This window comes from Faecalicatena faecalis (assembly GCF_012524165.2).
Lineage (GTDB): Bacteria > Bacillota > Clostridia > Lachnospirales > Lachnospiraceae > Faecalicatena_A > Faecalicatena_A faecalis.
The window spans coordinates 62,148-72,624 of record NZ_JABACJ020000025.1 but is presented as its reverse complement, the minus strand read 5'-3'; the positions used below and the strand labels follow the sequence as shown (position 1 = coordinate 72,624).

Sequence of the window (10,477 nt, the reverse complement as noted above, 5' to 3'; positions counted from 1 at the left end):
GCAGGGAGGGTCTCTGGAACCCTTTCTTTTTATACTTCATTGACAGTATAATGGTCATTTCAGAGACAATCAAGTGTAGCATAAGATTGCTAATTTATTCGGGCAATAACATTCATTTGCTGTATACTTGTTGAGTATATTAGAAAGAAACTTTGGGGATTTATTTCCTTACATATTCCTTTTCAGTCATTAGAAATGAGAATAAAGGAAAAGACAGAGATGCTGTTAACACGTTTAACAAGTTAAAATTAAAAAATAAACACTCCATAGAGTCGTTCTCTATGGAGTGTTTATTTGTATTCATAACTATTTGAATTAGCAGGTCGCGAAGATTATGCAGTAATACTCTCCGCAATTTTCCCCACCAGCATATCCATCTCTTCCATCTGTTCCGGTTTAAGCGATGATTTCAATGCGAAGTTCTCTGTCAGCAATGTCATATTCTTCATCTCACTGATCTTCGCTTCGATCTGTTTAGCAGACATAGGAGCCCAAGTACCGTTCCCCAATACAGCGACCGTACGACCCTGCACATTCAAAGCCTTCATATCATCCAAATAATTTGCCATCACAGGATAGATTCCACCGTTATAGGTCGGTGAGGCGAGTACCAGATGACTGTATTTGAAGGAATCGGATATCAACTGGGATACGTGGATTCTGGAGATATCATGCATCACAATGTGTTTGACTCCTGCCTCTGCCAGCTTGACAGCGAGGACATTTGCTGCATTTTCTGTATTGCCGTACATAGAAGCATAGGCAATCATGACACCTTTAACTTCCGGGGTGTATGTGCTCCAGAGATTATATTTCTCTAAAAGATATTCTACATTATTTCTCCACACAGGTCCGTGCAGAGGGCAGATGCATTGGATATCTAGTGATGCAGCTTTTTTCAGGACATTTTGTACCTGTACACCGTATTTTCCAACAATGTTTGTATAATAGCGGCGGGCATCGTCCAGCCAGTCTCTGTCAAAATCAATTTCATCATTGAAAATAGTACCGCCCACAGCGCCGAAGGTTCCGAAGGCATCTGCGGAGAAAAGGACCTTATCTGTCTCATCATAAGTCATCATTGCTTCCGGCCAGTGCACCATCGGGGCCATAATAAAGTGAAGTGTATGCTTTCCACAGGAGAAAGTATCCCCCTCTTTGATTGTCACGGTCTTGCCTGTCAAATCTAGCTGATAGAACTGTCCGATCATAGGGAAGGTCTTTGCATTGCCGATGATTTTCATGTCTGGATAGCGAAGGACAAGTTCATCGATGAGAGAGCAGTGATCCGGTTCCATGTGGTTGATGACCAGATAATCCAGGCTTCTGCCAGACAATACGGCTTCAACATTCTCTAAAAACTGTCTGCCGATGGAAGTGTCAACTGTGTCGAACAGTACGGTTTTCTCATCCATCAACAGATAGGAGTTGTAGGTGACTCCATTCGGAATCGGAAATAGGTTTTCAAATAATGCGAGACGGCGGTCACTTCCGCCTACCCAATATAAATCGTCTGTTACTTTTCTGTAATAGTACATGTACGTTCCTCCTTGTTCTTGCGTTTTTTCATGTATTCTCCTTTTGAAACCAGGAAAAGTAAAATAACTAAAAATTATAATCTATCCGCCTGCATGTAATGGCATTTTTCTCTTTCGTGAATATTCTATCACAAAAATGAGAATGCGCAAGGCAGGTATTCAATTTCGTACATGATTTTTTTGAGCTCATCAAGAAAACTGTATGTCTTTTTTGATAAATCCTTATAATTTCCTTAGATTCCCCCTTTAAACTAAACATATCGAAACAAAGGTTATGACAAGGAGGAATAAAAAATGAGTAAGATCATGATAGAAACGAGAGGAATCAGCAAGCATTTCGGGAGCCAGAAGGCACTGGACCAGGTGTCTCTGATGATACCAAAAGGCTGTGTATACGGGCTTCTGGGACCGAACGGGGCAGGAAAGTCTACACTGATGAAGATTCTTTCCGGCATCATGAAGGCAGATGAGGGAGCCGTCTATTTTGACGGAAAGCCATGGAGCAGGGCAGACCTGGGGAAGACCGGAGTCCTGATCGAACAGCCCCCGCTGTATGAAAACCTGACGGCGGAGGAAAATTTAAGGGTGCGGACACTCCTGCTGGGGCTTCCCAAGAGCAGAATCGGTGAAGTGCTGCAGATTGCGGGATTAAAGAATACCGGGAAGAAGCGCTCGGGTCAATTCTCCATGGGGATGAAGCAGAGGCTCGGCATTGCGGCGGCGCTTTTGAACCACCCATCGCTTCTGATTCTTGATGAGCCGACCAATGGACTGGATCCGTTCGGAATTCAGGAATTGAGGGAACTGATACGAAGTCTTGCCGATCAGGGAATCACTGTGATGGTTTCCAGCCATATTTTAAGTGAAATCGAGCAGGTGGCGGATTATGTTGGAATCATTTCCGAGGGCGTTCTGGGATATCAGGGAGGCTTGAAAGAAGGAAAGGATCTGGAGGAATTATTTACAGAGGTAGTCAGGAAGAACAGGAGGGAAATGGTATGTTAACAGCATATATCAAAGCAGAGGAGCAAAAAAGCAGACATACGGTATCTGCGAAATTATTCTGGATCGTGCCGGGGGTCAGTATCCTGCTCGGCCTTCTTTTCTCCGGCATGGATGCCAGATATTATCAGATGAACCAGTTCAACTGGTGGTATACGACTCTGTTTCCCATGCTTTTGCTTCTGAGCACTGCATTTACGGAGCAGAGGGAACGAAAACTGAAAAACCGTGCGATGCAGGTTCTGCCTGTGGATATGAAAAAACTTTGGGCAGCAAAGGTGTTCTGCAGTTTTAAAACATTGTTTTTAGCGGCTATGATCATTTTCCTTGCACAGGAGTGTATCAGCAGAATCTTTGCGGGAGGCGCGGTAAGAGAAATATCTACGACAGCAGCACTTACGGCAGCAGCCTTATGGCTGGTCCTGAGTGCATGGCAGATTCCATTGTGGCTGTTTGTGAATCAGAAGTTCGGCTTCACTTTCAGCCTTCTGTTTGGGCTGGTATGCAATGCCGGTCTGGGGCTTCTGGGAGCAGCCTATGTATGGTGGATTGTCAATCCATTTTCCTATATCTGCCGCCTGATGTGCCCTGTTCTGAAGATCCTGCCAAATGGACTTCCTGCAGAACCCGGAAATATGACCTTTTACCCTGAACTGCTGGATAAAAGCGTAATACCGGCTGCAGTCGGAATCTCTGTGGTTCTATTTATCGTGTGTTTTGCTGTTACAGCACTCTGGTATGAGAAAAAGGGGGAAAAGGGATGGGAAAAATAGAAAAAAGTCAGAGAAGAAACACAGGGCATGCTGCATTTTGGGGGATGCTCTATGCCGAGGGAATCAAGATGCGCAGGACCTGGATTCTGTGGCTGCATATCCTGATGCCGCTGATTGGAATTACCGTGTTCCTTTTATATTACCGCACTTCCATCTGGAGTGATTGGGGGAAAATATCCGGCTATGTGGAGATCGTCTCCATTGTATGTCCGACGCTGGTCGGGTTCGTCACCGCACTGGCAGCAGAGCAGGAAAAGCAGGCAGGGCATTTCCAGAATCTTCTCGGGATTGGAAAATACCGCGGGAAAAATCTGGCTGTGAAGTTATGCTCGCTGCTGATTTGGAATATGCTGGCCGTGGGCCTGACGCTGGGCGGATTTGGAATCGGTTTTTATTTTTTTGTCTCCAGGATACCGGCTTCGGCAGGATTCTATCTTAAAATTATATGCCTGATCTGGGTCTGTCAGATATTTGCTTATGCATTCCACCTGTTTCTGGGACTTAGATTTTCAAGAGGGATTACAATTGGCGTGGGAATTGTGGAGAGCGTTATCAGCGCATTGATGATGACCGGGCTTGGCGAGAGGATCTGGCAGTGGCTGCCATGCGCCTGGGCAGGACGGTTCAGCGGATACTGTGTGAGGATTGCCTCAGATACAGAAAAGAATGTGGAGTTTATCATTGAGCAGATGAAATTTGGAGGTGCAGCCGCTGCAGGAATCACACTGGTGGGAATTGTGTTACTGTTTGGGTGGTTCCATAAATATGAAGGGGAAAGAATGGAAGATTAGCGCGGGCTTTTACGAGCTTAGGAATTATGGTACAATGACATCTGAAAGTATTTTAGATTTTGGTGTATGGAGGTAACAGTATGGCGAGAATTCTGGCAGTAGACGATGAACCGGCAATCCTGACCCTGATTCGCCGCGCCCTGGAAAAGGAGGGCCACAGTGTCACAATCTGTCAGTCCGCGGATGAGGTGAAGACAGAATACTTAACGCAATACGACCTGATTCTGCTGGACATCATGATGCCTGATAGGGACGGCGTGACCTTCTGCCGGCAGATTCGAAGCCAGGTGGACTGCCCGATCTTGTTTCTGACTGCAAAGACGGAGGAGAGCAGCATCATGTTGGGCCTTGGTTCTGGCGGCGATGATTATATCACAAAACCTTTTGGAATCGGGGAACTTCGGGCAAGGGTGCAGGCTCATCTGCGCAGGGAAAAGCGGGAGAAGAAGCATTCGGTACTCATATCGGATGTGCGCTTCGACCTGTCCGGCAAATCCGCAGAAGCGGGAGGTAATCTGATCCCTCTTACCAAGAGTGAGTATGAGATCAGTGAGTTTCTGGCCATTAATCACGGGCAGGTCTTTTCAAAGGAGCAGATTTTTGAGCGCGTTTTCGGCTTTGACCGCGAAAGTGATATCAGCGCGATCACGGAGCATGTGAAGAATATCCGTGCCAAATTTGCGAAGCAGGGAATCAATCCAATCGAGACAGTCTGGGGGATCGGGTATAAATGGAAATAAAACGAAAAATGTCAGTACAGTCTGTATTTGGGAGGTTTTTATTCTGGTTCTGCGTACAGTTGGCCGGGCTGATTTTTTTATTTGTGATCTTGTATTTCGTCCTGGACATGACGGTGGAAATCCTTCCGGCGAATTACTGGGAAAGCATGCTGGAAGAGAACCGGACAAAGATCGAGGAGACAGAAAAGGTAACAGAAGACCTGATTCCAGATCCATGCTCCTACGGGGTATATCAGGAGGACGGAGCTTTTCTTTACGGTAATCTGTCGGAAGAAAGCAGAGAAAGTGTCTGGCAGGCGTATTTACAGGGAAGTAAGGAAAGCAAAAAGGCAAAGGGATATCTCAAATTTTTTCAGCGTGACCAGGAGGTCTGCATTGCGGTCTATCAGATCCGGTCGGAATTTGGCAATCCGGCTTTACGCAGGCTTCTGCCAGGAGCGCCGGAGAAGAGTATCTTGCTCTTTTTTGTCCTGTTCCTGATAGGATCAATCCTGTTAGTACGCAAATTTGGACGAGTGATGCAGGATGAACTGGAGAAGCTGAAAAACGTGACTGAAAAGGTAAAACTTAGGGAACTGGATTTTGAAAAGCCGGATTCTAAAATACGGGAAGTGGATGAAGTCATGGACTCTCTCGTCAGGATGAAGGAGGCTCTGGCGGATTCTTTGAAACAGCAGTGGAGCCTGGAGGAAAATAGGCGGCAGCAGATCCGGGCGTTAGTCCACGATATCAAGACGCCGCTGACCGTGATCCGAGGTAATGCACAGCTTCTTGGAGAGGCTGAATCGCTGGAGGAGAGCCGGGAATATGAGACTTATATTCTACAGGAGACGGACCATATCGAACAGTATATCCAGGTTCTACAGGAAATGCTGAAGACAGAAGGCGCCATGCAGCCGAAACGGGAACGGGTAGAGCTACATGAGCTGTCGGATGAATTTGCCACACGTGCCAGAACGATGACATCTGCAAAAAAGCAGCATCTGGAGGTTGTAATTTCTCTTCAATCGGATTATATTATGAGTGACAGACAGCTTATGCAGCGCGTTTGGGAGAATCTTCTCTATAATGCAGTGGAATACACCCCTCGGGGCGGAAACATAGCGATTCATATCACGGAGGAGAAGGACAGGCTGTATTTCCAGATTGAAGATGACGGTCCCGGGTTTACGGAAGAAGACCTCCGGCATGGGACAGAGCAGTTCTATCAGGGGGATAAAAGCAGAAATTCCAGGAAACATTACGGTATGGGCCTGTTCATCGTACAGTCATTTGTCAGTTCCCAGGGCGGCAGACTGACACTGTCGAATTCAGGGGACTTGAAAGGCGCCTGTGTGAATTTAGAGTTGATGAAAATTCAGGAAAGTGAGGAATAAACATGTTATTTATATGCTATCCAAAATGAACTACCTGTCAGAAGGCCAGGAAATGGCTCGAAGCAGAGGGGATTTCTTATGAGGAAAGAGATATCAAGACCCAGAATCCCAGCAAAGAAGAATTAAAGGAATGGTATCAGAAGAGCGGCCTTCCGTTGAAAAGATTTTTCAACACAAGTGGAAATCTCTATAAAGAACTGAAATTAAAAGACAAACTTCCGCAGATGAGCGAGGAAGAACAACTGGATTTACTGGCTACGGACGGGATGCTGGTAAAGCGTCCGCTTGTAGTCACAGAAGACACAGTACTGACCGGATTTAAGGAAAAAGAGTGGGTCGAGAAATTCAGTTCATAATCTGTTTACTGAAAGTAAAAAGGCAGTCTGGAAGATTTGAGTGAGGTTTCACTTTCATCATCCAGACTGCCCTTATTCATCTATTCGTTATCGATCACTACATCTCCTGTATCAGACTTCACATGGATCAGACGTTTTCCATCGCCGTCTGTCTGGTAATACTCTTCATCATCATACCGTTCCTTATGAAATCCTTTTGGAGCATCCTTTGGAATCATGATGTCTCCGTATTCCACGGAAATGTCAAAGGTATAGGTGTCTAATTTCTCCGGCAGGGTCAGCTTCACATCCCCATATTCAACGACACAATCCAGAGATCCTAATTCGAGGGCATTTACAGTCAGCGAACTGGTGTCCAGGTCAGCCGTTATGAAATCGCCTTTGAAATTCTTCAGATTATTCTTCCCGTATTCATTTTTCAGATTCAGTGTGGTAATCTGTGTATCATCTGCGATAAAATCGCCGCTGTCCAAATGGAGGTCCAGAGAATCAAAGCGGGTGTTATTCAGTGTCAGAGCACCATAATCGACCGAAATCTTAGAATCCTTAAAATCGGTATCCGAAATCGTAACATCACCTGTGTCATTATACAGATCCATAAAATCCAGAGCATTCCCCTTCGGCACATATAGGCGAAGATAGGTGTTTTTGAGGGTTTCATTCGTTTCAAAACCGATATTGATAAAACCGATGCTATGATTTAGCTGGCGAATTGTAAGAGTGTCATCCTTTACAGAATATTCCGGCTTCCCATAGGATTTATCCAGCAAATATTCCAGGTAAAAATTGTCATCATCAGAAGGCAGGACCTGAACATCTGCATAGGAATCAATCGTAATCTTCGCCTTGGAAAAGTCATCCAGTTCGGTCTTCTTTAATTCACAGGGTTCTGATTTTGTAGAAGTAGAGAGAATCCCCTGGCGGGAAATCTGTACACCAGGACGTCCTCCCATGAAGAAACCAATTCCGCCTATGACCATGCCGCCAATCATGAGGCATGTCGATACGATTACAATACTTTTAGTAGTTGTTTTCATCATTTTTCCCCCTTTTTGAAATATGAGCAAGTGATTTAGAGGTCTTTCTTAAAAAGGCACGGCAGGCAATTACTGCTCCATAGACAATCAGGATGCCTGAACCAAGGGCAAAGAGTCCCATGCCGATGGTTGCAAGGCCGTCTGCAAAGGTGCTAAAGAGAAGAATCCCACCGCCGAAAATGCCGATCACTCCACTTGCAACGACTGCAACAGCAGACAGGAACAGGCAGAAGATGAGGAGAAGTATTACAATAACGAAACAGATCAGGACTGCCAGTATTGCAAATGCCATAGGCAGTGCTATGGGAGCGGCACACACACCAAGGATGCCGATCCAGATGGCGGAGAGTCCTTTCTTAACGGTCTTGGGCGGCTTCTCCGCGTTCTTGACAGCTAATTCTATAATCAGTTCATTCGCTGCATCCTCCGGTGTCCCTAAATCCTGAATCGCCTGCTGTTCGTTCTCAGGACCCGCTTCCTCAAAGTATTCTTCAAAATATTCCATTGCCCTGTCATAATCTTCTTTTGGAAGACGGCGCAGCTTATATGCAAGCGTCTTCATATACTCTGTTCTGGTCATTGTGATGCCCCTCCTTTTACAATCTCATCAATGGTGGATTTGTAAACTTCCCATTCTTTTAATAATTCCTTCTGATGTGACTTCCCGGTATCTGTAATTGTATAATACTTCCGGTTGCGGCCCTGATACTGCTGGTCGTAAGTCTTCACATACTGGTTATCCTGCAGTCTCTTTAAGATCGGATACAGTGTGGAGTCCTTCGTGTTGGCTGCCTTCTTGATGATCTGGCTGATCTGGTAGCCATAGGCGTCGCCGTCTGCAATTACCGATAAAACAAGAAAGTCAAACATCGGAGTATTCAGTGTAAAGGTCATATCCTCAGTCCTTTCTATATGTTTTTATTAAATATATGTTTCTGATATATATATTATATGTTATATAATATATATTGTCAACATATATATTCTAAAGAAAATCAAAAGATATCATTTACAACTTGTTGGCTGACAATGGGCAGGGTATAATAGACAGTAAATAAGGAAAATTATACGGGAAATGTCATGGGGGTCAGGCCCCTTTGCAAAGGGGCCTGACCCCCATGACATTTCCCGCTGAAAAGAGGCACCTATGTATAAAATATTAATAGTAGAAGATGATTTGACAATTGCAAAAACAATACAGTCCCATCTAATAAAGTGGGATTATCAGGTCCGGTGTATTACGGATTTTAAGAATGTACAGGAGGAGTTCATCGCATTTGAACCCCATCTGGTCCTCATGGACATCCTGCTTCCATTTTATAACGGGTTCCACTGGTGCACGCAGATCCGTGCAATCTCGAAGGTCCCGATTGTATTCCTTTCCTCTGCCAGTGATAACATGAATATCGTGATGGCGATGAACATGGGCGGGGATGATTTCATCGAGAAGCCTTTTGACCTGAATGTGCTGACCGCCAAGATCCAGGCGCTTCTGCGCCGGACGTATTCCTTCCAGGGGCAGTTAAGCGTGCTGGAATACCGGGGGGTTATCCTGAATCTGAACGATGCCAGTGTGGTGTATCAGGACCAGAAGCTGGAGCTGACGAAGAATGATTTCAAGATTCTTCAGCTTCTGATGGAGAACGCCGGAAAGATCGTGAAGCGCGAGCGGATCATGGAGCGGCTCTGGGAGAGCGATGAATTTATCGATGACAACACGCTGACAGTCAATATCACAAGACTGAGAAAGAAACTGGAAGGAATCAATGTGAGAGACTTTATCGTGACGAAGAAAGGAATCGGGTATCTGATAGAATGAGAAGAAAAGCGTTTTCCTATTTAAGATTAAGATTCCGGCAGATCCTGTTATATCTGGCTGTAATCGGGATCTTCTGGCTGATCCTGTACCTCTATCATGTCAGGACAGATGCACTAACCTATGCGGTGATCCTCTCAGCGGCATTGTGCGCAGGGGCAGGAGGACTCGGATTTTTGCGGTACTGCCGCCATACGGGAAGGATAGAAGAGGCACTGGGGCTGATCCCGGAGGAGCTGAGGGAATTTCCGGTTCCGCGGGAATTTTCGGAGAAACTGTATCAGGAGAAAATGCGCCAGTTTTTCCAGTGTTATACGGAGCTGGAGACGGACATGCGGATCACCCGCCAGGAAATGACGGATTATTACAGTCTGTGGGCCCACCAGATCAAGACGCCGATCGCAGCGATGCGCCTTCTGCTGCAATCCTACGAGGAAGAAGAGATCGAAGAGGAGAGTGAGGGATTTATTCATCCGATGAAAATGGAGCTGTTCAAGACGGAACAGTATGTCGAGATGGTGCTTTCCTATCTGCGTCTGGAGGAGATGTCCTCCGATCTGTCTCTTAAGTGGTATGAGACGGACCAGATCGTACGTCAGGCCGTGAGGAAATATGCACAGCTCTTCATTCTGAAGAAGATCCGGCTGGACTATCAGAAGTGTGAAGGACGGATTTTAACCGATGAGAAATGGCTGCTTCTGGTCCTGGAACAGCTCTTGTCAAATGCCCTGAAGTATACAGTGAAAGGCTGTATTTCCATCTATATGGAGCCGGGGGGAGAGGGCGTTCTTGTAATTGAGGATACCGGGATCGGCATTCAGGCGGAGGATCTTCCGAGGATTTTTGAGAAAGGATTTACCGGATATAACGGGAGAACCGATAAGAAATCCACGGGAATCGGACTGTATCTCTGCAAATCGATCTGTACGAAATTGAATCACGGCCTGGCAGTCGAGTCAGAAGTGGGAAAAGGAACGAAGGTAAAGCTGTACCTGTCAAGGAAATCGATAACAGTAGAGTAGGAGCGTACCACCGGGAACTGTACCGG

At 45.7% G+C, this 10,477-nt stretch carries 12 protein-coding genes; 8 read left to right on the top strand and 4 right to left on the bottom strand.

The annotated features are described in order from the left end of the window. Positions 1-332: 332 nt before the first annotated feature. Positions 333-1,538 carry an FprA family A-type flavoprotein gene (locus HGO97_RS19540; RefSeq protein ID WP_216244551.1) on the bottom strand — a complete coding sequence of 402 codons (1,206 nt, stop codon included), beginning with the start codon at positions 1,536-1,538 and terminating at the stop codon, positions 333-335. Positions 1,539-1,832: 294 nt separating this feature from the next. Here HGO97_RS19540 and HGO97_RS19535 point away from each other — a divergent pair, with 294 nt between their 5' ends. The 6 genes from HGO97_RS19535 to HGO97_RS19510 all read left to right on the top strand — a co-directional run bounded on the left by HGO97_RS19535 (position 1,833) and on the right by HGO97_RS19510 (position 6,576). After that, complete coding sequence (locus HGO97_RS19535) at positions 1,833-2,543, top strand: lantibiotic protection ABC transporter ATP-binding protein (protein ID WP_216244550.1); 711 nt, start codon at positions 1,833-1,835, stop codon at positions 2,541-2,543. Beyond that, positions 2,537-3,313 (top strand): lantibiotic immunity ABC transporter MutE/EpiE family permease subunit, encoded by a 777-nt coding sequence (locus HGO97_RS19530; protein ID WP_216244549.1) that lies wholly within the window; start codon positions 2,537-2,539, stop codon positions 3,311-3,313. Before HGO97_RS19535 ends, HGO97_RS19530 begins: the two co-directional genes overlap by 7 nt. Then, the gene (locus HGO97_RS19525; protein ID WP_216244548.1) at positions 3,301-4,104 is read left to right on the top strand and encodes a lantibiotic immunity ABC transporter MutG family permease subunit; all 804 of its coding nucleotides are present in this window, start codon (positions 3,301-3,303) and stop codon (positions 4,102-4,104) included. Before HGO97_RS19530 ends, HGO97_RS19525 begins: the two co-directional genes overlap by 13 nt. A gap of 80 nt (positions 4,105-4,184) precedes the next feature. Further along, positions 4,185-4,844, top strand: a complete 660-nt coding sequence (locus HGO97_RS19520; protein WP_216244547.1) for a response regulator transcription factor — start codon at positions 4,185-4,187, stop codon at positions 4,842-4,844. Next, entirely contained in the window at positions 4,835-6,220 is a 1,386-nt protein-coding gene (locus tag HGO97_RS19515; RefSeq protein ID WP_216244546.1) for a sensor histidine kinase, read from the top strand. The genes HGO97_RS19520 and HGO97_RS19515 overlap by 10 nt, the downstream gene beginning before the upstream one ends. Before the next feature lie 2 nt (positions 6,221-6,222). Then, positions 6,223-6,576 (top strand): arsenate reductase family protein, encoded by a 354-nt coding sequence (locus HGO97_RS19510; RefSeq protein WP_216244545.1) that lies wholly within the window; start codon positions 6,223-6,225, stop codon positions 6,574-6,576. An 80-nt stretch (positions 6,577-6,656) separates the two neighbouring features. Here HGO97_RS19510 and HGO97_RS19505 read toward each other — a convergent pair whose 3' ends face one another. The 3 genes from HGO97_RS19505 to HGO97_RS19495 are packed head-to-tail and all read right to left on the bottom strand — an operon-like array spanning position 6,657 to position 8,507. After that, a complete protein-coding gene (locus HGO97_RS19505) occupies positions 6,657-7,616 on the bottom strand; it encodes a DUF4097 family beta strand repeat-containing protein (protein ID WP_216244544.1) in 960 nt (319 codons plus the stop codon). Next, positions 7,597-8,193: a DUF1700 domain-containing protein gene (locus tag HGO97_RS19500; RefSeq protein ID WP_216244543.1), complete on the bottom strand. Its 597-nt coding sequence runs from the start codon at positions 8,191-8,193 to the stop codon at positions 7,597-7,599. Before HGO97_RS19500 ends, HGO97_RS19505 begins: the two co-directional genes overlap by 20 nt. Continuing rightward, positions 8,190-8,507 carry a PadR family transcriptional regulator gene (locus HGO97_RS19495; RefSeq protein WP_216244542.1) on the bottom strand — a complete coding sequence of 106 codons (318 nt, stop codon included), beginning with the start codon at positions 8,505-8,507 and terminating at the stop codon, positions 8,190-8,192. The genes HGO97_RS19500 and HGO97_RS19495 overlap by 4 nt, the downstream gene beginning before the upstream one ends. Positions 8,508-8,760: 253 nt before the next feature. Here HGO97_RS19495 and HGO97_RS19490 point away from each other — a divergent pair, with 253 nt between their 5' ends. Then, positions 8,761-9,432 (top strand): response regulator transcription factor, encoded by a 672-nt coding sequence (locus HGO97_RS19490; RefSeq protein ID WP_216244541.1) that lies wholly within the window; start codon positions 8,761-8,763, stop codon positions 9,430-9,432. Continuing rightward, positions 9,429-10,451: a sensor histidine kinase gene (locus HGO97_RS19485; protein ID WP_216244540.1), complete on the top strand. Its 1,023-nt coding sequence runs from the start codon at positions 9,429-9,431 to the stop codon at positions 10,449-10,451. Before HGO97_RS19490 ends, HGO97_RS19485 begins: the two co-directional genes overlap by 4 nt. Positions 10,452-10,477: the final 26 nt, after the last annotated feature.

Coding starts and splice junctions, on each gene's coding strand:
- HGO97_RS19540 (WP_216244551.1), bottom strand. CDS start 1,538: ATGTACTATTACAGAAAAGTAACAGACGATTTATATTGGGTAGGCGGA.
- HGO97_RS19535 (WP_216244550.1), top strand. CDS start 1,833: ATGAGTAAGATCATGATAGAAACGAGAGGAATCAGCAAGCATTTCGGG.
- HGO97_RS19530 (WP_216244549.1), top strand. CDS start 2,537: ATGTTAACAGCATATATCAAAGCAGAGGAGCAAAAAAGCAGACATACG.
- HGO97_RS19525 (WP_216244548.1), top strand. CDS start 3,301: ATGGGAAAAATAGAAAAAAGTCAGAGAAGAAACACAGGGCATGCTGCA.
- HGO97_RS19520 (WP_216244547.1), top strand. CDS start 4,185: ATGGCGAGAATTCTGGCAGTAGACGATGAACCGGCAATCCTGACCCTG.
- HGO97_RS19515 (WP_216244546.1), top strand. CDS start 4,835: ATGGAAATAAAACGAAAAATGTCAGTACAGTCTGTATTTGGGAGGTTT.
- HGO97_RS19505 (WP_216244544.1), bottom strand. CDS start 7,616: ATGATGAAAACAACTACTAAAAGTATTGTAATCGTATCGACATGCCTC.
- HGO97_RS19500 (WP_216244543.1), bottom strand. CDS start 8,193: ATGACCAGAACAGAGTATATGAAGACGCTTGCATATAAGCTGCGCCGT.
- HGO97_RS19495 (WP_216244542.1), bottom strand. CDS start 8,507: ATGACCTTTACACTGAATACTCCGATGTTTGACTTTCTTGTTTTATCG.
- HGO97_RS19490 (WP_216244541.1), top strand. CDS start 8,761: ATGTATAAAATATTAATAGTAGAAGATGATTTGACAATTGCAAAAACA.
- HGO97_RS19485 (WP_216244540.1), top strand. CDS start 9,429: ATGAGAAGAAAAGCGTTTTCCTATTTAAGATTAAGATTCCGGCAGATC.